This is a genomic window from Chitinophaga sp. CF118 (genome assembly GCF_900112615.1).
In the GTDB taxonomy this organism is placed as follows: domain Bacteria; phylum Bacteroidota; class Bacteroidia; order Chitinophagales; family Chitinophagaceae; genus Chitinophaga.
Genome location: NZ_FOMK01000001.1, coordinates 898,668 through 925,059, shown reverse-complemented (window position 1 = coordinate 925,059; position 26,392 = coordinate 898,668). Strand labels below are relative to the sequence as shown.

Sequence of the window (26,392 nt, the reverse complement as noted above, 5' to 3'; positions counted from 1 at the left end):
TAAATGAAATTTTATCATCACAGCGGTTTTGCCCTAACCGTTATTTTAATTTCGTTTGGATAATCAGTTTATCCAGATAAGTGGATTACGAACAGGTAAATTTCTGATAACTTCTTCTACCGTTGGCGAATGCTTTAAACGCTTCCAGGTATTAAGCCAGTCCTCATTTGAATAAGCAATTGCTCCAAAAGCCAGTGCAGGCTGAGCTACCGGCCATTCATCCCAATACATCACATCGTTTTTAAAAGGCCATTTGCTTTTATCGGCAAGAAAAGGATACATGAATTCTATACCTTTCTTCATAGACCTTCCATCGGAAGTGGTATATGTCCACAGATTGTCTTTATCATCTGAAAGGATCTGGCAAACGGTGGCCATAGCATCAAGGTTAAAAATAGAATAACCATAAGGCTTTGTTCTTCTAAGTTCCTGTGGGAAGCTTCCATCAGCAGCCATCTGATTGGGAAGCAGCACATTTTTATAACGATCACGGCAAAAATCCATTATCTTTTTATTGCCGGTGAACTTTGCAAAACAGGAAACCTGCATTACCCAGCATGTGCCATGATTGTTGGCAGCATTCATTTCATCCTTACCATACTGATGGGTGGTAAGCCATTGCAGGTATTGTTCGAACCAGCTTTTAATTCCGGCGATAGCTTCTTTATCGTAAATTTCCACTCCATTCATTGCCATCAGGCCTTGCACAACTTCCATAAAATGAATGGTATCAATAATACCTATCCCTCTTCCTGTATGTCTTCCTTTAATAGCCTGGGCAAATAAAAGATTAGGATTCATCCTGGTAGCAGTATCTAAAAACCATGCACGGCAATGAACAATGGCATGCCTCATATATTTTTTGTCTCCTGTCAGTTTATAAGCCGAAGAAAGTGCACCCATTATCCTGCTGAACCTGATCATTGCCAGGCGGTGAGCAACAAAGTTATCGGGGTTTGTCATGCCATCGCGCTGGATATACGGACTATCGGCACTTGCGGGATTGGGCCACCAGTAGTCGCCTTCGGAAAAGAAGTCGTGTTTGCCTCCTGCACTTCTGCCAGATGACTGAGCCGTAACAGTTATGGGTTTCTGATCCAGAGCCCATAAAGCATCTTTAATAATCTGTTCGTGCAAAACGGCGGTAATCTCCTTTTGAGAGGAACTACCAGATGCACTGTTGCCAAAATACTGAGCGGAACAGGAGATCGACAAAAACAGTGATAGAACTATTGTCAGCGTGGCTGACTTGCTTCTGTCATAAACTTCCATGTTATTTTGTTTATAGTATTTGGCTTGCCTTTTACGGCAGCGGAGATTGTTCCTTTCCATTTTCCGTTTTTATCTTTTTCAACTTTTATTTCACGCCAGGAGTATTCACCCTTTTCGTAATTATAACTTTCACCATCGTCGTCATAAAGTTTGTACAATCCATTCTTTTCGCCAAAGTGCCTTATTTCAAGATCTACTTTTTCTCCTGCAGCGGGTGCATGGAGCAAAGGCGGCATAATTGGTATAATGCCTCCATCTTTTACATATACCGGGATCTTATCCAGCCCGGGAGTTATGGTAATCACTTCCCCGTTTCCTACTCGCTCACCTGTATAGAAATCGTACCAGTTGCCTTTAGGTAATACTACCTTCCGGGTTTTCTGTCCTGTAAAAAGAGGCGCTACCAGCAGGTATTCGCCTGCCATATACTGATCTTTTATTTCTTTAGTTGTTGCTTCTGCATAGGGGTTTTCTTCAAGGCTGGTATTGCCGGACTCTTTCTTTACATCCTGTGCAAACCCTTCTTCCAGGTTCATGGCCCTGAAAGGAGGGGTGCCCTCGAAATGATATTTTGCAAATTCGGAATACCAATACGGTATCATCTGCATACGCAGCAGCGCCATTTTCTTCACCTGTTCTGCTACTTCAGGATAGCTCCAGGGTTTTGTTCCGCTTGACCATGCATTGATCATGGCCATAGGAGAAAAAATTACTGTCTGAAACCTGCGCAACCATTCTTCACCAGTTTTCGAAACCCGTACTTCGGGCGTCCACAATACACCTGCATAACCGCTGTTGATTAGGGCCGTTATGAAATCTTCATGATTATAATAGTCGTTATAGATCACATAAGGAAAAGAGTTGGCCCCGGCATTTGACGCCCGCACCAGGCCATATGTTCTCTGATTTCTTGCGCGGTACATTTCCTCACTGTAGCGTTGCGCCAGCAGACCATAAGTCTGACGCATTTGTTCGCCATCTTTACCTGAGGGGAATGTGGCAATATCCGGCCAGAGGTAATAATCATATCCGTCTACTTCATCTATTTTATAACCGCTTACACCAATGTCTACCTGATCTTTCTGCAACTGTCCGAAGAAGATTTTTCTTGCTTCCGGCATCGTGAAATCTGGTACTTCGCCTACCCATACTGTATGAGAACCCGTGTAGGGAGTAATGCTTTTATAAAATGGAGCGGACTTAGATACATATGGATTAATCCATAAGTTAAGTCGTATATTTTTATCAAGCATTTCCTTTACAAACTTTGCAGGTTCCGGGTAACGTGTTGTATCCCATTCAAACGTACCGGGATAAGATTTGCTTTGCCATCCTGGCTCGAGTCCTATATAATCAAGCGGATATCCTTTTAGAAGAAAACTGTCTGCCTCATCTTTTACATCCTGTGCGTTATATAATGTTTTCACCCGCTGCGTAAAACCCAGTCCCCAGCGAGGAGGGAGAGCACCACCGCCATTAAAAAGGTTATAACGCCTTACTGCATCCAGTGCAGTAGGTCCCGCAAACAGATATACTTCTACCCCGTTTGCAGGTACCTGGATTTCCACAGCATCGGAATAGGGTCTGGAACTCCAGCTTTTGTCTTTATTCCTGTCTTTTTCCAGAGGTGGGTTCTTACTGTCTTTCCGCACTCCTGAGCCGGCATAAACATTAATATAACGTGCAGAGTTTATAAACACACCATAACCTTTAGACGAAACATAAAACGGCACGGGTGCGTGTGTACGCCCGTTATCTCTGCCGCCATAGTGGTCTACATGTAACTGAAGTATCTTTCCGCGCTGATAAATAGTCTGGAAATTAAGACCAAATCCAAACAACTGCTCTTCCCGGGTAAGTGGGAAACGCAGAGATGTTTTATTATTTGCAGTTGTGGTACTGATCTCATTCTGAGACAAAGGGAAAGCAACCCGCTGCATTCTGCCTAAGGCAGCCGTATCGGGAACAGCGCCTGATGCTTTTAGCAGATCGTAGGATTCGGGACTACCTACAACGGTTTTCCATACACCCGGAGCAACCTCCTTCCACGGAGTCTGCTGTGCAGATAAGGCTGAGGAAAGTAATAAATAGCATAATAATGATAAGCCTGTCTTAAGATTTGGCATGATAACGTGTTATATTATTGTATATGATTTCTCTTTCTCTGGTTTAAAATTTATCGGGTAAACGGGTCGTAATGGCACCAATAAGGACAACATGGAAAACGCCTTGGCTAGCGCAAATAAATTTACGGAATCCGCACTAATAGTTGTTGAAGTTTTAAATGGTAATTAATTAAATCAGGAGATTTACCCCCACCAATTCTCTCTATCGAGACTCCTGAACTGTATCGCTTCTCCAATGTGTACGGGCTGTATATGCTCACACCCACTCATATCCGCTATCGTCCGGCTTACCTTAAGAATCCTGTCATACGCCCTTGCTGATAACTTCAGTTTGCTCATTGCATTCCGCAATAAATCTTCTGATGGCTTATCCAGTGTGCAAAAAAGCCGTAAGAGTTTACTGCTCATTTGTGCATTGCAGTAAATCCCGGAGTGTGCAGCAAACCTTTGAATCTGTATTTCCCTTGTTGCTATCACCCGTTGACGGATGACCTCACTGGATTCTCCGGTAGTATGTTCAAGCAGGGAATTAACAGGTACCGGAGCAACTTCTATATGAAGATCTATTCTATCCATCAGCGGACCGGATACTCTGTTGAGGTATCGTTGTACCACTCCTCCCGCACAGGTACACTCTTTTTCCGGATGATTAAAATACCCGCAGGGGCATGGATTCATGGACGCTATCAACATAAAACCCGCCGGGAAATCTACTGACATTTTCGCCCTTGAAATAGTTACCCTGCGTTCTTCTATGGGCTGCCGCATTACTTCCAGCGCCTTACGACGAAACTCCGGCAGTTCATCGAGAAACAAGACTCCGTTATGCGCGAGGGAAATCTCGCCCGGTTGGGGAATGACACCACCACCTACCAATGCAGTGTCACTGATAGTATGGTGTGGCGATCGGAAAGGACGTTGTGTGATCAGTGAGGCATGAGCCGGCAACTTCCCTGCCACAGAATGGATCTTGGTCGTTTCCAATGCCTCCTGAAGACTTAACGGCGGAAGTATTGTGCTCAGCCTTCTGGCGAGCATGGTTTTACCCGCACCAGGAGGACCGATCAGCAACGCATTATGCCCGCCGGAAGCTGATATTTCCATTGCACGTTTGATGGTATATTGTCCCTTCACATCATTAAAATCTATATCAAAATGGTGTTGGGCGGAGAAGAATTCATCTTTTGTATTTACCACAACGGGTTGCAGGGAAGCTGGGTCCAGTAAAAAGGAAATCACTTCGCTCAGGTGAGTTACGCCATATACGTTCAGGTTATCCACCATAGCAGCTTCCCTGGCATTTTGTGCCGGAAGTATCAGTCCTTTGAAACCTTCCTGCTTTGCTTGTATAGCCATCGGCAGTGCGCCTCTTACAGGCAGTATGGTACCATCCAGAGACAGTTCGCCCATGATAGTATAATGTTGTAATTGTTCGCCGTTTATTTGTCCGGAAGCGGCAATGAGGCATAGTGCGATGGGAAGGTCGTAAGCAGAACCGGCTTTCCGGATATCTGCCGGTGCCATATTCACAACAGTTCTGAATCTGGGAAAACGATAGCCTATATTGGTAATAGCAGATTCTATGCGCCGTTCACTTTCCTTTACGGCATTATCAGGTAGCCCGACAATATAAAATTTTGTGCCTTTGGTGGCTACATTGATCTCAATAACAATGGATATGGCTTCTACGCCCTGTAAGGCGCTGCCAAAGGTTTTAACAATCATGGATGAAAAATTATGCTTACTAAGATAGCATAGTTTATTTAATCTCTTTCAAGAGGTCTAATACTTTTTCTCTTTTTAATATCAGATAACCGATCTTTTCTTTTGCAATACCGTCTTTCAGCTGGTAGGTGAAATAAAGATTATCATCTATCACTTCAGATTCGAAATATTTGAAACGGATATTAGGTGCTTTTTCCAGATCATCCGCAATTTCATACAGGTGGGTAGATAGTATAAAGAGGCAGCTGGTACTTTGCAGCAAACCGTTGATCACGGCCAGGGAGCAGTTACGGGCATCTTCCACATTGGTACCTTTGAACATTTCATCTATCAGTACCAGCCATTTCCTGTTATCATTAATTTTTATGATTGTATTCTTGATGCGTTGTACTTCGTTAAAGAAATAACTTTCTCCTTTAAAGATGTTATCGGTTACGGAGATATTACTGAAGATACCATTAAAAAAACTCAGCCGCATTTGCTGTGCTGGTACGCCCATGCCTATATGAGCCAGGAATACGGCTACTCCTACAGCTTTGATAAAGGTAGTTTTGCCCGCCATATTCGCACCTGTCAGGAACAGGAAATGAGATTGCGGTTTTAAGGCAATATCATACGATACTGGTTTGGGCAGGATGAGGTGGTAGAGTTTTTCCAGTTCCACAAAAGGTTTGGGCTGGTCGTCAAAAACAGGAAACTGTAAATTGAAGTGACGCACCGCTTTCGCCATCGCATAATATGCATCCAGCTTAAGATAAATCTCAAGCAGTTCAGAAATGGTTTTACGGTGTTTTTTACGGATGTAATGATCATAGCGCAGAATCTGCACAAAAGAGATCGCACCCTGTTCATCTGCCGCAATAATATCATTAAATTCTTTCTGATAGAGCAGGTGATGCGCCCTGTCTAATAATTGCTTTAACACCTTCGGTGTCGCATCTGTATTAAACCCGCGCACCAGTCCGCGGAAGCCTTTCAGTAGATGCAGCAATTGTGTAAAGGAAAACTGGATAAAGCCGTAATCAGGAGCATACATAGTGCGGGTAAGTACTGCACTTACCAGCAGGGAAAGTCCTTCCGGATTACTGATAGGGGCGATCTGTGCTTCCAGGTAGTTTTCCATCACCACGATGGTACCGTTGGTGATCTCTGTTGGCCAGCTGTCTTCCTGCTGGAGGATATATTGTAAGGTTTGCTGTCTTTGTTCGATAGATGGAATATCTTTCAACGGCGTACTAAACAATTGCCTTAAATAATCCCTCCCACCAGTAGTCGTCGTAAAGTCCAGTTTATGAAAAAGGGAATATTCTTCTTCACGGTTAAAAATGGAGAGATCATAGTAGGTTGTTTTATCCAATTCCATGCACAGGTATTTTATGTGAATATAGATGTAGAAAGCCGCAATTTCCACAAATGTTAGCGGGAAAAGAGCAGACGCTGTCCTTTCACTGATTCATGGAATGTACCGTTTTCATATGCCAGGTGGCCATTTACAAAAGTATGTGTAATAGCAGCAGGGAAGGTATGTTCCTCAAAAGGAGACCAGCCGCATTTGTAGTGTACGTTACTTTTATCTACCATAGTCGCCTGTTGCAGATCTACGATTACACAGTCAGCAAAATAGCCTTCCCGAAGATATCCTCTGTCTTTTATCTGGAAACAGATAGCAGGCGCATGACTCATTTTCTCAACTGTTTTTTCCAGGGAAATATTACCCAGTGATACATGTTGTAGCATCATCAGCAAGCTATGCTGTACCAGTGGTACACCGGATGGCGCTTGTAAATAAGGTTGTTGTTTTTCTTCCCAGGTATGCGGCGCATGATCTGTTGCAATGATATCCAGACGGTCGTCCAGCAGTCCCTTCCACAAGCCGTGTTTGTTATGCTCTGCTTTGATAGCCGGATTACATTTTATCAGGTTACCGTAGCGGGTATAGTCATCAGCGGTAAAATACAGATGATGTACACATACTTCTGCGGTGATACGTTTTTCTGCCAGTGGCAGCATATTACTGAACAGTTGTAATTCTTTCTCTGTAGAAATGTGCAGAATGTGCAGGCGGGAGTTATGTTTTTTTGCAAACTGGATAGCCACCAGGGATGACTCGAAACAGGCCTCCTCATTGCGGATCAGCGGGTGGTAAGCTACGGTAAGGTGATCTGCCCCCACTTCCTGTTTGTATTTTTCCATGTTGGCTTTGATGATCTTCTCTTCCTCGCAGTGTGTTGCTATCAGCAGCTCACTACCAGAGAAGATCCGTTCCAGCGTAATGAAATTATCTACCAGCATATTCCCGGTAGAAGATCCCATAAATATTTTTACACCGCAGATGCGGTCTTTCTTTTCATTTGTCCGGAGTACTTCTTCTGTATTATCATTGGCCACGCCCATGAAGAAGGAATAGTTCGCCAGAGAATGCTGTGCCGCAATGGCGTACTTATCTTCCAGTAATTGCTGTGTAAGGGCAGCGGGCTGTGTATTTGGCATTTCCATAAAGCTGGTAGTACCACCGGCTACGGCTGCACGTGCTTCCGTATAGATAGAGGCTTTATGTGTAAGGCCGGGTTCGCGGAAATGTACCTGATCGTCAATAACGCCTGGTAGTAAGTGTTTACCTTCCCCGTTTATTTCAGTGTATTGTTCAGTGATCTGTAGCTGGGGAGCTATCTTTTCGATACGATCATTCTTGATGTATACGTCCTGTACCGTGGTCTTGCCTTCATTCACCACGGATATATTGCGGATTAAGTAGTTCTGCATAACCGCAAAGATAATAAACTGTCTTCTATCCTTCCAGATGTATAGAAAACACAATCATCCGGGATTGCAGTTTATCAATTACATTGGAGTAGCGGAGGTTTTTATCTTTCACATGTACATTGCCGATACCATTGCTGATCTTGAATTCGGGAGAAAATATGAAGCTCTCGAAGTAGAATTCAAATCCTGCGCCCAATTCATAACCATAATCGCCTGCCCTGATCTTTACAAGGTCTTCTGCGCGGCGGGCCCGTGCATTGGAAGCAAGGTCATAGTCATATTTCAAACCGGCAATAGTGTATACACGCATGTTACCAATACGGTCCGACTTGAATTTTACCTGTATAGGAAAGCTGACGAGGATAGACTCAATATTCTTCACCGTTTCACGGCTGGGATAGTTTTCCTTGTAGTACAGATTTTTGGAGGCAAATAATAACTGAGGATTCAGACGGAGGTCAAAAAATTCGCTCAGGCGTACATTTGCCAGCAGCCCCAGGTTAAAGCCAAAGGTCTTTAACGGTTCAGCCACCATAATGGAGTCCTGTTTCAGAAAAATTTCATCATGAAACAACTTGAAATTGGAGTTATTCCCTGCCAGAGTGATCCCAAAGTAATAGGGCTTGGCATCGTGTTCCTCCATGTTCATGACAGTCTGCGCTTTCGCACCATGGGTAATCGATAAGATAACCAGTAGTACTAGCGGGATGCGCAATAAATAGAGCTGATGCCGAATGTAAGTTTTTTGCATGTTACTGCTTGGAAACCGGTATTAGTTAAAATATTACACATTTCTTTACCCTGTGGGAATGCTTTTACCGATTCTGGCAGGTAGCTATAAGCGGCCTGGCTTCGTGCAATCCATTTCCCAATCAGCGGTGTAATATAACGAAAATATAAATTATATAATTGTTTAATGGGAAAAACAGTAGGATTGGAGAACTCCAGGATCACCAGTTTGCCTCCCGGTTTCAGCACTCTTAACATTTCTGAAAGCCCTTTTTCCAGGTTTTCAAAGTTCCTCACGCCAAACGCCACTGTTATGGCATCAAACGTATTATCAGGAAAACTTATTGTTTCACTGTCGCCCAATTCAAGGGTTATTTTATCCCCCAGTCCGAGTTTGCTGATCTTCTCACGTCCGTGGTTCAGCATACCTTCAGAGATGTCTATTCCTACAATACTATTGGGTTGCAGCATCTTATGCGCCATAATGGCAAAATCTCCGGTACCGGTGGCCACATCCAGCATCTTTTTTGGATGCAGATCCTTTAATTTCTTTAAGGCTTTTTTACGCCACTGGATATCGATCCCCATGGACATAAAATGGTTTAAAAAATCGTAGCGGTAGGCAATGTCATTGAACATTTCCGCTATTTGTTCCTTCTTGCTTAAATTTGACGTAGCAAATGGCACTATCTTCTTATCTGACATAGCCCGCAAAGTTAGGGTGTAAATGTGATAATGTGAGGGGGATAAGGAGTACTTTTGTATTTTAAAACTTTCCGCAGGCTTTCGGCTTTCCGGATTATACTCTTAGATTATGATTATTAAATCAGCAGAATATATTATCAGTAATGTGGAATATGATAAGTGTCCACCAGCCACTTTACCGGAATATGCCTTTATAGGCCGTTCTAATGTGGGTAAATCTTCACTGATAAATATGCTGACCAACCATGAGAAGTTGGCAAAAACGTCCGGTACGCCGGGTAAAACGCAGTTAATCAATCACTTTATCATCAATAAGGACTGGTACATTGTCGATCTTCCCGGTTATGGCTTTGCCAAAGTAAGCCAGGCACAACGGAAAAAGTGGGAACGGATGATAGAAGATTACCTGCGTAAACGTGAAAACCTCGTAAACGTATTTGTATTAATAGATAGTCGTCATGCTCCTCAGAAATTAGACCTGGACTTCGTAAACCAGCTGGGAGAATGGCGCGTTCCTTTTAGCCTGGTATTTACCAAAGCAGATAAAACCACACAGCTGGAAGTGAGCCGTAATGTCAAAGCTTTCCTGAACAAACTGAAGGAAACATGGGAATTCCTGCCTGCCAACTATGTTACCAGCACAGAGAAGAAAATGGGAAGGGATAAAATCCTCACATTTATTGATGAAATGAATATGCAGTTCCGGGCAATAGCTTAGTTGTGGCAGATAGTCTAAAGGTTACAATACTGCAAAAAAGGGGAAAGTTAGGGGGGAAAGAATCCACCAGAGGTGCGAAGCACATCCAAAATTGGGGGGAGTAGTAAGGTGTTCTGCCCTAGTTCACCATTTTATCTGCACAGCAACTACTGGCAAATGCATCTGGTTTGGCTTTAAAGGCAAAGCCCATACCCAGTATATAACCCATCGCTTCGCGTAAAGCCAGGTTACTTTTAAACTGGGGATTGGTGTTGATGTCTGCATGTACTTCCATGTCTACATTGTAGTCGGTGAACATGTCGCAGAGTTCGTAGGCAATTTCGATGCTTTTAGCCACCTCTATGAGCATACGCTCTTTGATGGAATACACATCGCGTGTTTTTTCATTGTGAATGAACATGAAACCTCCATGTCCTTCACGCAGGAAAACGATCACCGTAGCAAATTCTGTTTCAGCACCTTTAACCTGTGAGTCCGTGCCAATACACACTTTAAGGTGAAAGCCCCTTCCGGTTTCCCGGACAATAGCCTGACGCACCTCTTCCTTAATGGGCAAATGAATTGGTTCGCCGTTGAATCTTCTCCATTTCATCATGATATATATGATTAGAGTGAATAGGCTTAGCAGTTACATTAATGCCGGTCTTTGGTGGTAATGCCCTTCTTATGAATCTGTTATCTCCGAATATACAAAATATTTCAGATCATTAGTACTGTCCGCTGCTCAGCATCACAAGTGTACAGGCTTCAATGGGCTTTATCCCCTTACTTTCAGCCAGTTCAGCCAGTTCATCATTCTCTGTCCCAGGGTTAAAAATGATCCGTTTGGGATGCAGTTGGAAGATATAATCATAGTACTCCCGTTGCAATGTAGGATTCATATAAAGTGTAACAGTATCGACATTTTCAGGAAGAGGATGTGCTTTGATAATGGGGGTATTGCCTATCTGTCCGTCTCGTTTGCCTATTGCCAGTACCGGGTGTCCTTTGGCAACCAATCGGGATACCGCCAGGTTACTATATCTGCCAGGGTTTGGCGAAGCGCCTAATACGACTGTTAGCTTTTTGTCACTCATGATCATGTTTTTAAATTAATGTAGGGCTGACATCGGTCAGCCCCACTTCCTTCAATCTTAAAACGCAAACATTAAACCAGAAAACACTAAAAAAGCTGGTACCGCCTTCTTGGCAGCTGACCAATAATTTCTTCCACCGCCTGTTGCAGTTGCGGATATTTAAATGTAAAACCAGCTGTCAATGCCCGGGTAGGCACTACCCAACGGCTTTTCAGCAATAATTCTTTTTCTGTGCCAATGAGCCATCCGCCGATGCTCAGCATCCATGAAGCGGTAGGTAATCCAAAGGATTGTCCAGCCGTCTGCCGGACCGTCTCCATGAATTGCCGGTTAGTGACGGGGTTAGGAGAGCTGCAATTAAAAGTTCCTTCCTGCTCCGGATGTTCATAGAGCCATTCCATCATTCTGCACACATCTGTAATATGCACCCAGCTGTACCGCTGGCGGCCATTTCCCTGATGTCCTCCCAATCCGAATTTTACCATGTTAAGGTAAGGCATCATCACTCCGCCATCCGCCCCAAGAGTAATTGCAATACGCAGTATAGCCTTACGTGTATGCGGTGTATTTGTCCCATTAAAAGCAGCTTCCCATTGTTTACATACCTGTACGGAAAAATCATTCTGCATTTCCCCGGTATACTCATCCATCGGGCGGTCTTCAGCGTGACGGTAAATTGTAGCAGATCCTGCATTGATCCAACATGTTGGCGGATGTTCCAGCATATTAATAGCGGCTCCCAATATCTTTGTGGAAGCAGTACGGCTATCAAAGATCTCTTGTTTGTTCTTTTCATTATACCGGCAGTTCACACTTTTGCCGGCAAGGTTGATCAACAGATCTGCGTTTTCAAGGTATTTTTCCCAACCCTGCAAAGTTTTCCCATCCCACTGAACATATTTAACACGGCCAAAGCTTGCAAGAGGATGCCGGGTAAGAATAATAATGTCATTATTCTTACCAAAGTATTTTATCAGCCCATTACCAATAAATCCTGTACCGCCGGCTAAAATGATCTTCCTGTTTTCCATGATTAATGAGTATGTATTCAGAACTTTCAATAAATATTGAAATGTGTAAGCAAAAAAAAGGTCACTTAAATAACTTCAGCAATGTGCCATAAAACCAGCTTTCTTCTGATTTAATAAAAGTGCTGATGGTCTTATCTGTCTGATGTGCAAATTTGTTGATGTTCAGGATGGAGTCTCTGAAGGCTTTCACATGTTTATCTTTGGTATCGCCTTCTACTTCCTGCAGTTGGTTCAGTGTTTTGATAATTGGATCCAGTTCTCTGCGTTTTCTTTCCCGGGCAATATCTGTAGCCACTTTCCAGATATCTTTCTCCGCACTGAAATATTCCTTCCGTTCACCAGGGATCAACACTCTTTCTACCAGTCCCCAGTTAATCAGTTCCCGAACATTCATGTTGGTATTACCACGGGAGATGTTCAGCTCCGCCATAATATCTTCTGCACTCAAAGGGTCCGGCATGATCATCAGCAGCGCATGGATCTGGGCCATCGTGCGGTTAATACCCCACTGAGCACCCAGGGATCCCCAGGTTTGGATAAATTGTGCTTTTGCCTCTGCTAACTTCATAGCTCAAAGTTATATAAAGTTACTGAACTTTCAAAAGTAATTGAAAGAATGAGGGGAGATTAAGTGTTTCTTTAGGAAGGGATATCCTTTTGAGTATACGAAAATTCCGTGTTTAGAATCCAACTTTACAAGCCCAAGGCTTGAAACCTATGGAAAGTCCTATATGTACATAATTAGAAAGCCTGTTGTTGTTGTTGCAGTTAAAGAAGGGGTAACTATATATTCTGAAAAGGAATTTATCTAAAGTATGTGGAATGGAGATAGGTCAATACATGGAGTGAAGGGCTACTCTGTTATTATCTGTATCAAATATGATTGCGTAGTAGCCAAGATCCTGCTCTTCAGATACTGCGCGTTTCCCTAGTTCTATTTTTCCGCCGGCATCTTCCACACGATTCAATACAGTCGTCAGGTCATCACCAGCATGCAGGTAAATGAGCGTTCCTCGCTGACTGGGAAGATATTCGGTTCCCTGTACAATAGCACCGCCTGCACCACCATTGTTATGATCATAAAGAAAAAAGCCCATTCTTTTATACCCTGTGTGGCTTTCTGGCATTTCATAGTCAAATATCTGGCTGTAGAATTTCCTTGCCCTGTCAAAATCATTTACAGGAATTTCAAACCAGTTTAATGCATTCTTAGGAATTACCATTGGTTGTTTATTATTTGGGGGGCTACCTAAATTTAAATAATAATATGGCAAATCCCAAATCCGGCGACGGTAATAACCCGGATAAAATAAAACAGGCGTCCCGCTTAAAACGAAACGCCTGTTCTTATATTCAAGAAGATCATTTAATTGCTATACAAGCATTGTTACCGGGTTCTCCAGGTAGCTTTTCAGTGTTGCCAGGAAGCGGGCACCTACTGCTCCATCCACACTACGGTGGTCGCAGCTCAGAGTTAACTTCATGATGTTCACTGCTTTGAACTGACCTTTTTCAGAGATCACTGTTTCTTTAATATTTCCTACTGCAAGGATTGCAGAATCCGGAGGATTAATGATAGCAGTGAATTCGTCAATGCCTAACATACCCAGGTTGGAAATGCTGAAGGTGTTACCAGAAAATTCCTGTGGCTGCAGTTTCTTGTTCTTTGCTTTATCGTACAGTACTTTCGCTTCACTGGCTATCTGACTGAGCGTTTTCTGATCTGCAAAGCGTATCACTGGCACTATAAGCCCTTCTTCAATTGCTACAGCGGAACCGATGTGTATATGATGGTTCTGACGGATAAAATCACCCATCCAGCTGCTGTTCACAGCAGGATGCTGGCGCAATGCCAATGCAGCTGCTTTGATCACCATATCATTAAAGGAAACCTTTACAGGAGAGATTTCATTAATTGCCTTGCGGGCATCCATTGCTTTATCCATGTTCACATCTATTTTCAGATAGAAGTGTGGAGCAGTGAATTTACTTTCACTCAGGCGTTTGGCAATTACCTTACGCATCTGTGTGAGCGGAATATCTGTATGACCTTCCTGTCCTGCAGGAACAAACGCTGCTGCTTTCGCTTCCGGTGCTCCGGCTGCTTTCGCAGGTTGCTGTGTAGCCGCTGCCGCTGCAGGTACATAATTATCAATGTCTTTCTTAATGATCCTGCCACTGTCGCCGGAACCGGTTACCTGTTTGATATCGATACCCTTTTCTTCTGCCAGTTTCTTAGCAAGAGGAGAGGCCTTTACACGACCATTATCTGATGTTTCAGGAGTTGCTGAAGGAGCGGCAGATGCTACAGGGGTAGCTGTTTGCTTCTCTTCTGCTTTACCGGCAGCAGGAGCTGCTGGTTTACCTTCTGCGGCGAGTATTGCGTCTACATTAGTGCCTTTTTTACCTACAATGGCAATGATACCATTTACTTTCGCTGCATCACCTTCTTTTACACCTACATATAACAGCTCACCATCAGCATAACCAATCACTTCCATAGTCGCCTTGTCGGTTTCTACTTCAGCCAGTACGTCGTCACTCTTCACTGTATCGCCTACCTTTTTGTTCCAGGCAACGATCTTTCCTTCTGTCATCGTATCACTCAGCAACGGCATCCGGATAACGGTAGCATTCTTCAGCGCTTCTGCTACAGCGGCGCTATCACCACTGCTTGCAGCTACAGGTGCAGCCGTTTCCTTTTTCTCAGCAGGTTTTGCTTCTTCCTTTGCAGGAGCAGCAGCTGCATTATTATTATCGCCTTCAAGTAAAGATTTATAATCTTCACCCGGCTTTCCTACAATCGCTATTATTCCGTTTACTTTAGCAGCCTTACCTTTCTCTACTCCGATATATAAAAGTGTACCCTCCACATATCCCATCACTTCCATGGTGGCTTTATCAGTTTCCACCTCAGCAATTACATCGTCTGCTTTTACGGTATCTCCTACCTTTTTATGCCATTCCGCGATCACCCCTTCAGTCATTGTGTCACTCAAAAGGGGCATTCTGATAACTTCTGCCATAGTATTTTTCCAAATTTTGCTCAAACCTACAAAAGAAATGCGAATTGTGAAAGTCGGATTACGGAAGATGTCTTCCTATATCCGTATTAAAAATCAAGTTCAAGATTAAGTCTGTCCTTCAGCTCTTTTACCAGTGGGTAACTTTCCGTCATCTTCTGGAATTGTTCCCGGCTGGAAAGTGGTGCAGGGCCTATATCCACGGCTTGCTGACTCTCATCCAGCAGAAGAGTCAGCACAATCCCCAGGTTATGAAATTTGTCTTTGAAAAAAGCTGAAATCGCCAGCTTTTCTTCCTCCATAAAACGGAACTGCACAATATTACGACTGGTAATCGCTATTTCTTCAGGTGCGGGCAGTGAAATAGCCGCTAACTGAAGATTACTTACGACTGTCATTTTGTTAGCCTGCCGGAATCTGTCTATGAATTCTTCCCAGTAAACATGCAAGGCTCCCAATGTGATTGGAATGGCCTGCTTTACCGGATTTGTTTGCTGTTTTGATGCCAGCGCTTCCTTCATAGCTGCCAGCCCGGTCATTTTAGGCTGTGGCACAGTGGGTTGCGTTGGCTTAGGTATTGCCGTTGCCAGTGCATCCTTCATAGCCGTTACCCCGGCCATTTTAGGTTGCTGCTCTGCGGGTTGTGCTGTGGCCGTCTTTGCTGGAGGAGGAACGGGTGTCTCAATTGTTAAACGAGCTTCCTGGTTAGCAATGCTGGCTGTAGTGGCCGGCTGTCCGGCTGTAGCCTTCACTTCAGGGGCCAGCTGTGCAAATGGTGCCCTCAATCGTTGAGGTACAGCACCATCAGCTACCAGTTTTTTTTTTACTACCTCACCGGTTTGATCATCACTCACAAGGTTCACCGCCTGTTGCAGAAAACACAGCTTTATCAGTGCCATTTCCACATGCAGGCGTTTATTACGCGCCATCCGGTAATTGATCTCCGTTTCATTCAGCAGATGCAGGGCGGTAATCAGGTAAGAAGGACTCACCTTGCCGGACATCTGCCGGTAACGGTCTTTCAGGTTCCCTGATACTTCTACCAGGTGCATCACCTTTTCTTCCTTGCACATCAACAGGTTACGCAAAAACTCTGCCCAGCCATTCAGGAAATTATCTCCCTCAAATCCTTTTTGCAGAATTTCATCAAAGATGAGGAGAGCAGTGGCTACATCCTGTACCATCACTGCTTCCATTACTTTAAAAAAGTAATCGTAATCCAGGATGTTCAGATGTTCCAGTGTATTCTGATAAGTAAGATGACCTCCGGTAAAACTTACAATTTTATCCAGCGTACTCAGTGAGTCACGCATACAGCCGTCCGTTTTCTGGGCTACCAGGTGCAGAGCGTCTGATTCTGCTTCAATACTTTCCTTCCCACAAATCTCCTGCAGGTGATCTACAGTATCCTGGATGGTAATACGCTTAAAATCAAAGATCTGGCACCGGCTCAGGATCGTTGGTAAGATCTTATGCTTTTCTGTAGTAGCCAGGATAAAGATAGCGTAGGAGGGGGGCTCTTCCAACGTTTTCAGAAACGCGTTAAAAGCGGAAGAACTGAGCATGTGTACCTCATCTATTATATAGATCTTGTACTTGCCTGCCTGGGGAGCAAAACGTACCTGCTCTACCAGGGTGCGGATATCATCAACAGAGTTATTGGATGCGGCATCCAGCTCGTGAATGTTAAAAGAACTGCCTTCATTAAATGAGGTGCAGGAATGACACTGGTTACAGGCTTCCCCATCAGGCTGCAGGTTCTCGCAGTTAATGGTTTTGGCCAGGATACGCGCACAGGTTGTCTTACCCACCCCTCTCGGTCCGCAAAACAAAAAGGCATGTGCCAGTTGGTTATTACGGATAGCATTTTTAAGCGTGGTGGTAATATGTGCTTGTCCTACTACGGTCGAAAAATTCTGTGGACGGTATTTACGGGCAGAAACGATAAAATTCTCCATATGCAACTCATTCGCAAAGGCCGAAAGTACAGAAAATTGTCCATAGACGATAGCCCTCAACAGGGAAATGCTACTGATCCCATACTGGTAGCATCATTTCCAGTAAAGCTTTTTTTATCAGCTGGATGCTGTTATTATAATGTTCCTGTATTACCGAAATGATGGCGTGTATGTTCTCTATTTCTACCTCTACCGGTTCATTTTCCAGCAGGTAAATATAATGATGAGATAAAAAGTGAGCAATCTGCGCCTGTAATAATGGCTGCCATAAACTGGTAACAATAGAGTCTGCCGAAAGCTCTTCCAGGAATTCCCGCAATTCATTACTTCCCTGCTGTAACGTCTCAAAAAAGGGCAGGGATTTTCTGACGCTGATGCCATTACTACCAAAAATAATACTGATGCTATGCATGATCTTTACTACAATATCGCTCAACCTGGAGGCTTTTTGTTCATGCCGGTATACTAACAGGTATTGCTCCACCAGTTGATGTGCAGCTTCCTGTCCCTGCAAAAGGGCCACTGTATAATGATACCGGAAGGCCATGTGATCCTGTGCTGCCAGCCATTCTCTATCCTGCTCAAGCTCTTTTTGTAATTCTTTTAGTTCAATCCGGGCATGCGAGGCCTGGTGTTGTACTCCTGCAAATTCAAAATACCCGGTTTGGATATCGCCATCAGCAATTGCCTGTAATGTTTCAGCATCCTGACTGTTACGGAAAAAACGGCGTATGCGAAGTCCGTTTTCCGGGATATATAATGAGGTAAAAGAAAGCTGCTCCATTGTGGCTGCTGATAATGGCTCCAGGTTATCTGTATCTATTACAGGGAAAGGCCGGTTGTTATAATATTCATGGAACTCAGCGGGCAGTGCATATAACAACTGCTTTACTTCCAGGTCTGCAATGAAATCGGGGGTAGTATACCATTCACATAGATCGGAGTGGGGTACTTCAAGCTGGTAAATAAGGGCGGACATCCCTTCCTGTAGCTGTTCCCGGTCATTGAACAGAGTCCAGGCACTATCAGATATCGTTTGTGAGGGAATATCTGCTGCCAGATACCGGCGCTCCCTTTCTTCGCGGGTAGGGTGGGAGGCTGCCTGATCTCTCAATAACACCCGGCTCCTTAAAAAAGTCCTGAAATAGTCGTCTGTAATCAGTGGGAGCTGCTCTCCATCTAATGGTAGATTGTTCTGGCTGGCATAATACCGGATCATGGCAATGTGAGCCTCATAGATATTCAGGAACTTCAGATTTTCTGCTGCCAGCCCGGGCAGTTCCTGTAAGCAGTTCTCAAAACAGAAAATACTCATTTCCATTCTGCGCATCGTGGAAATGGCTGTTTGTGTACCACAGATTGAAAGCGCCACTGAATCAGCATGGTATTCTATTTCCCTGCACAGTAGCATATACTGGCGGTTCAGGAGATTATACATTTTACGCAGTGGGAACTGGATGCCCCTGGCAATGTAAAGAGTGACTCTCGTCAGGAGAATATTAATGAAGCCAAAACCAGCGCCAGACCATTTTATGATAGCCATATTCCAGTTGTCATTTTCGTACAACATATTATACACCACCTTATTCAACACATATACATAGCTGCCAGGTGCCATACTGCGTTGCGCAAAATGACCGAATTCATGAGCCAGTGCCATCTTGAACTCACTGATATTCAAACTGTTTATCAATCCTATTCCTATCTCAAGATTTTTATCTGAAGGCCAGAACATGCTGAAGAAACTGGAGTTATAGAAGACACCGGCATTTACGTCCGGGATCAGGAATACCCGTTTGGGGAACCTGGTTTTTGTTTCATCGGCAATTTGACGGATAAATGCGAATAACTGCGGATGTTCCTCCACAAAGATCTCTATCCTGTAGGGATTGGCAGGTTTCTGCCTCCTGAACAGGAACTTAATAAGAAACATTACTGTCAAAATACCCAGGGTAACCATTACCAGGCCCAAAACAAGAGTAATAAATCTGGCATAATCAGGTGGTGCATGAATGATGAGCAATATGCCACCTGCAATACATCCCAGGGCTAATATAACCGCAAGCGATAGTAATAAACAGTAGGAAAGAAAAAAAAGCAACACTCCCCCCACCATTTTTATCATCTGTTTCCGGAAAAATGCAGACGTTTTCATGAAGGATCCCTCTGCTGGCTTAATACCGGCAGGATACACGTTGGACATAGTTATACATGGTTAGCACAAGTAGAAACAAAAGAGGATAAATATAATCCTATTTTGGCGTGATAACTAGTTCATTCTGTATTACTACTGCGCAAGAGCAGCAGGGGAAATAATTGTATATCTCAGCAGTTTTCTCTAAATTAGTCGCTGGTATCATAATGATAATCAAATGAATAAAAGCCGCCAACTTTCGATATTTTTATATTAACTGCTGGCTTGGGCACGTTAGTTGTGCCAGGTGCATAACACTAATGCTTTTTAAACTTCAAATGTTGACAATGTTCCAGCTGATTGTTTTTAAAATAATCACATGTACATTTCTTCTCTTAATGTTTGCTGGTATGTCATTGTATGCTGGTATCACTGTTGGAGTAGTTGCTGTTGTATGCCTGTTACTGCTGATAAAGATCCGCAACCTGAAAGTGCAATTACAGCGCAAGAATGCAATAATTGCGGAACATGCAGAAACAAGAATCGACATTCTTAACAATATCAACCAGGAAATACGTACGCCTCTCAATGCGGTAATTGGTTTCAGCGAACAACTGGGGCACTCTTCCATGGAAAAAGATCAGCGGGAGTTACTGAAAACTATAGAAAGAGCAGCAGGTATGCTGGTAAGGGTGGTGAACAATGTGCAGGATCTTAGCAGAATTGAAAAGAAAGAATTGCAGCTGGAGCAACAACCTTTCTCCTTATACCAGGCTTTTTCCGAAATAATAGTAATGATGCGGGCACAGGCATCCAGAAAACAACTGCAGTTTGATGCTTTTTACGAAGGAAACCGTCAGTTACTGGTAACAGGAGATCTAATGCGCCTGAAACAGATCCTGATCAATCTGGCAGATAATGCCATCAGGTATACCGATAGCGGTGCCGTTACCATAAAAACTATAGTACATAAACTGGAAGAGGGTAAAGCTGAAGTGAAAATAATTGTGACTGATACCGGTCGTGGCATTACAGCTGATGCATTACCTCTTATATTTGAACATTTTCTCCGCAGAAGAATCCCTTATACAGCCGCTGTGAATGGGGCGGGTTTGGGGCTTGCCATTACAAAAGGCTTGCTCCAATTGCATAATGGATCCATCAATGTAAATAGCATCCCCGGTACAGGCAGTACTTTTTCCTGTAATATCCTTTACAATATTGCTCTTGCTCCACAAACCCTGCTGATCACACAAAGGGAAGTGGAACAGATGACAGGCCATTTTATGGAAGGCCGGTATGTATTGGTGGCAGACGATCAGGAAATGAACCTGGTATTAATAGAGAAGATTCTTACCCGCTGGAAATGCCGTTTCGATAAAGCTCCTGATGGCAAAGAGGCTTATGACCTGTTCTGTGCCAATAATTATGATATGGTCCTCCTGGATCTGCAAATGCCCCGCATGAGTGGGATAGAGGTGGTAAAAAAGATCCGTACAGATAAAGACACTATAAAAGCGAATATTCCGGTATTAGCCCTAACTGCCGATACTACCTTACAGGATAATGATGCTTTCCTGGAAGTCGGTTTTGATGGTTACCTGCTGAAACCTTTCAGGGAAAGGGATATCTATAATGTGATTATCCAACATTTGCCTTATAATCCTTCACAGGAGATAGAGCGGATCAAAAGCTAAAAACAATATAGCAAAAAAAATCCCCGGCTCTGAAGGAGCCAGGGATCATATATTTATCCCAATATAGGATGTCTTTTAAACTCCTGGGTTCTGTTAAACAAATATCTATAGGTAGCAAGTTTACGACTGCGCTTAGTTCCCAGCCCCTCTGCAATGTTCATCATCTTCGGATTAAAATCCCCTATCCACTGCATTTCATACTCAGTATACGGTAATTTATTCTGAATAATTTTTGCTCCTTCTACAATCATGTATGTATCTGCTCCTTTTCCCTGGAATTCAGGTATAACACCAAATACAATCCCAACAAACTTCTTGCAGGCTCCTATCTTTTTCAGCCAGAGGAACTGTAGTTTTTGCAACAGTCCGAACTTCCCGTTCATATGCTTAAAGAACTGGTTCAGTTCAGGGAGGTTCAGCCAGCAGGCAATAGGCTCTTCATTATAATAGAGAAACCATACGATCTTTTCATCCATCGCCGGTGCCATGGTTTTAAAAATCAGGTAGGCCTGCTGTTTGGTCATATCCTTGCCTCCACCGTGTTTAGACCAGGCCTTATTATATATGGTACAGAAGTCTTCTGCATATTTAGCCAGGTGTTTCTTGTTGATGTACCTGGCTGAATATCCGGGATCCTGGGACAGCTTGGCATGCCGCTCAATGAATTTAGGTTGTAAGTTATGGTCTACACTTGTAGAGTAGCAGATCTGGTTGAAGAATACCTGGAAGCCATAGGTTTCAAACAGTTGCTGATAATAAGGAGGATTAAAGTTCATGCAGTAGAGGGGTTCATAAAAACCTTCTACCAGCAATCCCCACCAGCGGTCACGCTCACCAAAATTGATCGGACCATCCATTGCGCCCATCCCTCTTTCTGCCAGCCAGGCTTTGGACGTATCCAGGAGCAGGTTAGCGGCTGCCTGGTCATTGATGCAGTCAAAGAATCCAACACCACCTGTAGGCTGTTCATCTCCTTTGGTTTTATATTTCTTATTCACAAAAGCGGCTATACGCCCTATGAGTTCACCTTTCTCATTTTTCAGCAGCCAGCGGATACATTCACCATGACGAAAGGCCTTGTTCTTCTCAGTATCAAAAACAGCTTTTATATCCTTGTCTAATGGACGGATCCATCCGGGAATATGCTTGTTTAAAGCCACATGCACTTCCAGAAACTGCCGCGCTGTTTGTTCATTATTTACAATTACCAGTTCCATAGGGATCATTTAGAAATGTAAAAATAATGTTTGTCCAATGTTTTAACATTTATTTTTCAATTAGACATATACTTTTATATTGTTACCGTACACAACCTAAGTTTCTATAAACCCATATACCGCTATGTTTAAAAACAGAAGGTGGCTTTGGCTGGCCCTTGTTATACCTGTAATCCTGATATTGTATTTTTTCCTGACAAATAAAACAACCGACAATAGTATTACTGCAAAAGTGCGTAAAGGAAGTTTCCGTGATGTGATCAGTAACTCAGGAGAACTGCAGGCGGAAAATACTGTCTATATCTCTGCCCCTGCCGACTTGCAGACAAACCAGATCTATGAAGAAATCAAGATCCAGGATATGGTGGCAGAAGGCGTACACGTAAAAGAAGGCGAATACATTGCTACACTCGATCCTTCTATTGTTAACAAAAAGATCGGTGATATGGCACTGGCACTGGAAAAGGCCAGGGCCGGTGTATTACAGACATCTTTGGATACAGCCCTCACTTTACGAGAAGCACGCGACCAGATGGCAAACCTGCAATTCCAGATGGAACAGAAAAAACTGGCGCTGGACCTTAGTAAATACGAACCCCCGGCTACTATCCGGCAGGCAGAAATAGACCTGGAAAAATCTCAGCGCGACTTCGTACAAATGAAGGAGAATTACAAGATCAAACAACAACAGGCAGCTTCTAAAATGCAGGCCGCTACCCGTGAAGTAGAAGTATTAAACACCAATATCGGCAAGCTGGAAGAACTGAAAAACCGCTTCGTAATCAAGGCTCCCAAAAACGGACTACTGGTATATATAAACGACTGGATGAGCGGGGGTAAGAAAAAAGCGGGCTCCGTGGTACGTCCCTGGGATCCGCGTGTGGCCATGTTGCCGGATTTGTCCAGCATGCTCTCAAAAGTATTTATCAACGAAGTAGATATCAGTAAGATTCACAAAGAACAAAAGGTAACAATGGGACTGGATGCCTTCCCTGAAGTGAAGATGGAGGGCGTGGTGAAAACAGTGGCGAATATAGGGGAAACTCGCCCGGGTGCAACCGCTAAAGTATTTGAGGTAAACATTAAACTGAATAAGGTGGATTCCATTCTGAAACCAGGGATGACAACATCTAATAATATCCTGGTGAATGAAATACCCGGTAAGCTTATCATTCCGCTGGAGGCTGTATTCGCCGAAGGTAATACCAGTTTCGTCTACATGAAAAAAGGCAATAGTATCGAGAAGCAAGAAGTGAAACTGGGTAAATCAAATGATGAAGAAGTGATTGTTGAAAAGGGACTGGCAGAAGGAGCAACAGTGTATCTGTCCTTACCTGAAACGGCGAAGGAGAAGAAAATAACGATGTTAAAATAATCTCCGCACATGCAATTAGACCGTAATTTCAACAACCTGTACATTGCCCTGGATTCTCTTGGAGCCAATAGACTACGTTCTTTTCTGACTGCGCTGGGAATCATCTTCGGAGTGTCTGCAGTGATTGCCATGCTGGCTATTGGAAAAGGTGCGAAAGAAGAAATAATGAACCAGATGAAACTGGTGGGTGTGAATAATATTGTGATCAAACCAAAGACACAGGAGAAAAAAGAAGAGCAGGAAAAGAAGGAAGCGGCTGCGGAAGAATCACCTAAAAAACAGGAAAGTGGTAAGGGCCGTTTCTCTAAAGGATTGAGTCTGGCAGATGCTGAGAGCATCCGGAAAATGCTACCGACGGTAGCGGCTATCAGCCCGGAAATGATCCAGGAACAGGATGTGATCTATGGCAGCAAAAGCAGCAAAATGAAAATAGTAGGCATCCAGCCTGCTTTCTTTGGAATTAATAATATGCGGCTGGGTGAGGGCATAATATTTAACAAACAACAACTGCAATCAGGTGAAGCAGTATGTATCATTGGCAGTGATGTAAAACGGAAATTCTTTATCGCTGAAGATCCGTTGGGTAAAACAATTAAATGTGGAAATCAATGGCTGAAGATCATTGGTGTAACCGAAGAAAAAATGATCAGTAATGCTACTAAGGAAAACCTTGGCATTCGTGATTATAATCTTGATATTTATATTCCGATTCAGACAGCTTTAGTCAGATATAAGAACCCCTCACTGTACCTTGGTTCAGACGATAGAGATCAGCAACAGAATACACCTGCTTCCAATATGATCTTTCATCAGCTGGATCAATTGGTGATCCAGGTAAGTGAAACGGAAACATTGTCAGCATCTGCTGCTGTGATCAATCGTATGCTGCGCCGTCGTCATAACAATGTCGCAGATTTTGAGATCACTATTCCCGAACAATTATTAAAGCAGCAACAGAAAACAAAAGATGTATTCAATATCGTATTAAGTGCTATTGCCGGTATTTCATTGCTGGTAGGAGGTATTGGCATTATGAATATTATGCTGGCCTCTGTGCTGGAACGTACGCGTGAAATCGGTATCCGTATGGCATTAGGTGCACAGAAAAGTGATATCGTGATGCAGTTTCTGTTTGAGGCAGTGCTGATCAGCCTCTCCGGTGGAACTATTGGTGTACTGCTGGGTGTATCTGGCGCTTACCTGGTAGACAAATTAGCGGAGATCCATACACTGATCTCCGGTATTTCTATCGTATTGTCCTTCCTGCTGGCTTCTGCCGTAGGACTAATCTTTGGTATTTCCCCTGCCCGTAAGGCGGCTCAAAAGAACCCTATTGAATGCTTACGCCATGATTAAAATATTGCCTTTTGCCCTATGCGGACTGCTGACCTATGTCTCTTCATCTGCACAACAAACCTTATCATTGCAGGATGTAGTGCAGCAAGCACAGAAGAATTCACCTTCTTATTACAAAGCCCGCAGTAGTGCACTCAACAGCTTGTATGCTTACCGGTATTATGTCGCTTCCCGTCGCCCACAGCTGAAATTGCAGGCTAACAATAACAGCAGTTTTCTGGGAAGTACACAAAGCATCCAGCAGCCCGATGGTACCTATGCTTTCAGCCGTAGCTCTTATTCTTACAGCTCTGCCGGATTAACGGCAGACCAGATTATAGGCTTCACCGGCGGACAGTTATCACTGGCTACCAATTTACAGCGCAATGATGTTTTTGATCCCACCAGCGATATCAGTTATTTGTCTGTACCCTTTTCTATCAACTATGTACAACCAATGATCCTGTATAATCCATACCGCTGGGACAGAAAAATTCAACCGTTGTTATATGAAGAATCTAAAAAGCAGTATGTAGAAGATCTGGAAAGAATCGCGTTGCAGTCTGCCGGATTCTTTTTTAATGCACTGGCTACCCAGCAACGGGAAAAGATCCTGTTACAGAATGTGGCAAATACAGATACCCTCTACAGACTTTCCAGGGGAAGATTTGAGTTGGGAAAGATTGCAGAAAATGAATTATTGCAGATAGAACTGAACCTGCTAAATGCACGTAACAACCTGGAGCAGGCCACTCTCTCAAAAGAAATCGCTTACCGGGAACTAACACAGTTTCTGAACATGCCTAAAAGCAGTGCAGTAAATGTTTCCCTGCCGGATAATGTACCAGCATTACAAATCGCTGTGGATTCTGCACAAAGGGAGGCCCTGGACAACCGTCAGAAGGTTTTATCTTTCCGGCGTCAGCGCCTGGAAGCCGAACAACAGGTGGCAGAGGCAAGAGGGAACAATGGTTATGAGCTGAACCTGGGGGCCAACTTCGGCCAGGCAAGACAGGGCAATACTTTCAAACAGGCCTATACCGGCAATAGTCTGCAACAAAACCAGTTGCTGACAGTAGGAGTTGCTATCCCTATTGTAGATTGGGGCAAGGCGCGTAACAAGATCCGGCAGGCAAAGGCCAACCAGGAACTTATAGAGATAGACGTACAGCAGCAGGAGCGTAGTTTTGAACAGGAAATCTATTTACAGACGCAGCAATTTAACATCCAGCAAAAACTTCTGGCCAGTGCGTCGAAAGCAGATACTATTGCAGCACAACGTTACGAAATCACGAAACAGCGCTACTTTATCGGAAAAATATCTATTACAGACCTCAATCTCGCACAGCAGGAAAAAGACCAGGCCAGTCAGAATTATATCGATGCCCTGCGGGCCTTCTGGAATGCTTATTATACTGTACGATTGCTTACCCTTTATGACTTTGAGCGGAAAGATAAGATCAGGTATGATTTTGTGGAGCGGGGAAAATAGCTTCTGGCATTATTTT

Annotated in this window: 21 protein-coding genes; 5 read left to right on the top strand and 16 right to left on the bottom strand. The window is 43.6% G+C overall.

Translation table 11 applies throughout. From position 1 onward, the window contains the following. Positions 1-63 precede the first annotated feature (63 nt). The 7 genes from BM176_RS03590 to ubiE form a co-directional block, all read right to left on the bottom strand. The gene (locus tag BM176_RS03590) at positions 64-1,272 is read right to left on the bottom strand and encodes an alginate lyase family protein (RefSeq protein ID WP_090099609.1); all 1,209 of its coding nucleotides are present in this window, start codon (positions 1,270-1,272) and stop codon (positions 64-66) included. Further along, entirely contained in the window at positions 1,236-3,398 is a 2,163-nt protein-coding gene (locus BM176_RS03585; RefSeq protein ID WP_090099608.1) for a glycoside hydrolase family 31 protein, read from the bottom strand. The genes BM176_RS03590 and BM176_RS03585 overlap by 37 nt, the downstream gene beginning before the upstream one ends. A gap of 183 nt (positions 3,399-3,581) precedes the next feature. Then, the gene (locus BM176_RS03580) at positions 3,582-5,123 is read right to left on the bottom strand and encodes a YifB family Mg chelatase-like AAA ATPase (RefSeq protein WP_090099606.1); all 1,542 of its coding nucleotides are present in this window, start codon (positions 5,121-5,123) and stop codon (positions 3,582-3,584) included. A 34-nt stretch (positions 5,124-5,157) separates the two neighbouring features. Beyond that, positions 5,158-6,486, bottom strand: a complete 1,329-nt coding sequence (locus BM176_RS03575) for a MutS-related protein (RefSeq protein WP_090099604.1) — start codon at positions 6,484-6,486, stop codon at positions 5,158-5,160. A 53-nt stretch (positions 6,487-6,539) separates the two neighbouring features. Further along, positions 6,540-7,886, bottom strand: a complete 1,347-nt coding sequence (locus tag BM176_RS03570) for a dihydroorotase (protein ID WP_090099602.1) — start codon at positions 7,884-7,886, stop codon at positions 6,540-6,542. Between the two features lie 25 nt (positions 7,887-7,911). Continuing rightward, positions 7,912-8,535, bottom strand: coding sequence for a type IX secretion/gliding motility protein PorT/SprT (locus tag BM176_RS03565; RefSeq protein ID WP_090099601.1), 624 nt, complete (start codon positions 8,533-8,535; stop codon positions 7,912-7,914). Between the two features lie 50 nt (positions 8,536-8,585). Beyond that, positions 8,586-9,320 (bottom strand): bifunctional demethylmenaquinone methyltransferase/2-methoxy-6-polyprenyl-1,4-benzoquinol methylase UbiE, encoded by a 735-nt coding sequence (gene ubiE / locus BM176_RS03560; protein ID WP_090099599.1) that lies wholly within the window; start codon positions 9,318-9,320, stop codon positions 8,586-8,588. Between the two features lie 109 nt (positions 9,321-9,429). On the opposite strand from ubiE, the gene yihA reads away from it, so the two are divergent. Beyond that, positions 9,430-10,038 (top strand): ribosome biogenesis GTP-binding protein YihA/YsxC, encoded by a 609-nt coding sequence (yihA, locus tag BM176_RS03555; protein ID WP_090099597.1) that lies wholly within the window; start codon positions 9,430-9,432, stop codon positions 10,036-10,038. Positions 10,039-10,156: 118 nt separating this feature from the next. Here the strand turns inward: yihA and BM176_RS03550 are convergent, their stop codons facing one another. The 8 genes from BM176_RS03550 to BM176_RS03515 all read right to left on the bottom strand — a co-directional run bounded on the left by BM176_RS03550 (position 10,157) and on the right by BM176_RS03515 (position 19,329). Continuing rightward, complete coding sequence (locus tag BM176_RS03550; protein ID WP_090101598.1) at positions 10,157-10,630, bottom strand: ribonuclease H-like YkuK family protein; 474 nt, start codon at positions 10,628-10,630, stop codon at positions 10,157-10,159. Between the two features lie 115 nt (positions 10,631-10,745). Continuing rightward, complete coding sequence (locus tag BM176_RS03545) at positions 10,746-11,114, bottom strand: CoA-binding protein (RefSeq protein WP_090101596.1); 369 nt, start codon at positions 11,112-11,114, stop codon at positions 10,746-10,748. 86 nt (positions 11,115-11,200) lie between these two features. Continuing rightward, a complete protein-coding gene (locus BM176_RS03540) occupies positions 11,201-12,145 on the bottom strand; it encodes a TIGR01777 family oxidoreductase (protein WP_090099595.1) in 945 nt (314 codons plus the stop codon). Positions 12,146-12,206: 61 nt separating this feature from the next. Beyond that, entirely contained in the window at positions 12,207-12,713 is a 507-nt protein-coding gene (locus tag BM176_RS03535; RefSeq protein WP_090099593.1) for a GbsR/MarR family transcriptional regulator, read from the bottom strand. A 265-nt stretch (positions 12,714-12,978) separates the two neighbouring features. Then, the gene (locus BM176_RS03530) at positions 12,979-13,368 is read right to left on the bottom strand and encodes a VOC family protein (RefSeq protein ID WP_090099591.1); all 390 of its coding nucleotides are present in this window, start codon (positions 13,366-13,368) and stop codon (positions 12,979-12,981) included. A 150-nt stretch (positions 13,369-13,518) separates the two neighbouring features. Next, the gene (locus tag BM176_RS03525) at positions 13,519-15,171 is read right to left on the bottom strand and encodes a pyruvate dehydrogenase complex dihydrolipoamide acetyltransferase (RefSeq protein WP_090099589.1); all 1,653 of its coding nucleotides are present in this window, start codon (positions 15,169-15,171) and stop codon (positions 13,519-13,521) included. A gap of 86 nt (positions 15,172-15,257) precedes the next feature. Continuing rightward, positions 15,258-17,126 (bottom strand): DNA polymerase III subunit gamma/tau, encoded by a 1,869-nt coding sequence (locus BM176_RS03520; protein WP_090099587.1) that lies wholly within the window; start codon positions 17,124-17,126, stop codon positions 15,258-15,260. 70 nt (positions 17,127-17,196) lie between these two features. Then, a complete protein-coding gene (locus BM176_RS03515) occupies positions 17,197-19,329 on the bottom strand; it encodes a M48 family metallopeptidase (protein ID WP_090099585.1) in 2,133 nt (710 codons plus the stop codon). 341 nt (positions 19,330-19,670) lie between these two features. Here BM176_RS03515 and BM176_RS03510 point away from each other — a divergent pair, with 341 nt between their 5' ends. After that, a complete protein-coding gene (locus BM176_RS03510; RefSeq protein ID WP_177230282.1) occupies positions 19,671-20,957 on the top strand; it encodes an ATP-binding response regulator in 1,287 nt (428 codons plus the stop codon). Positions 20,958-21,010: 53 nt separating this feature from the next. Here the strand turns inward: BM176_RS03510 and BM176_RS03505 are convergent, their stop codons facing one another. Beyond that, positions 21,011-22,174, bottom strand: coding sequence for a hypothetical protein (locus tag BM176_RS03505; RefSeq protein WP_090101594.1), 1,164 nt, complete (start codon positions 22,172-22,174; stop codon positions 21,011-21,013). Positions 22,175-22,298: 124 nt separating this feature from the next. Between BM176_RS03505 and BM176_RS03500 the strand changes: the two genes are divergently transcribed. The 3 genes from BM176_RS03500 to BM176_RS03490 are packed head-to-tail and all read left to right on the top strand — an operon-like array spanning position 22,299 to position 26,376. Beyond that, positions 22,299-23,549, top strand: coding sequence for an efflux RND transporter periplasmic adaptor subunit (locus BM176_RS03500; protein WP_090099581.1), 1,251 nt, complete (start codon positions 22,299-22,301; stop codon positions 23,547-23,549). Between the two features lie 9 nt (positions 23,550-23,558). After that, positions 23,559-24,905, top strand: a complete 1,347-nt coding sequence (locus BM176_RS03495) for an ABC transporter permease (RefSeq protein ID WP_090099579.1) — start codon at positions 23,559-23,561, stop codon at positions 24,903-24,905. After that, complete coding sequence (locus BM176_RS03490; RefSeq protein ID WP_090099577.1) at positions 24,898-26,376, top strand: TolC family protein; 1,479 nt, start codon at positions 24,898-24,900, stop codon at positions 26,374-26,376. Before BM176_RS03495 ends, BM176_RS03490 begins: the two co-directional genes overlap by 8 nt. Positions 26,377-26,392: the final 16 nt, after the last annotated feature.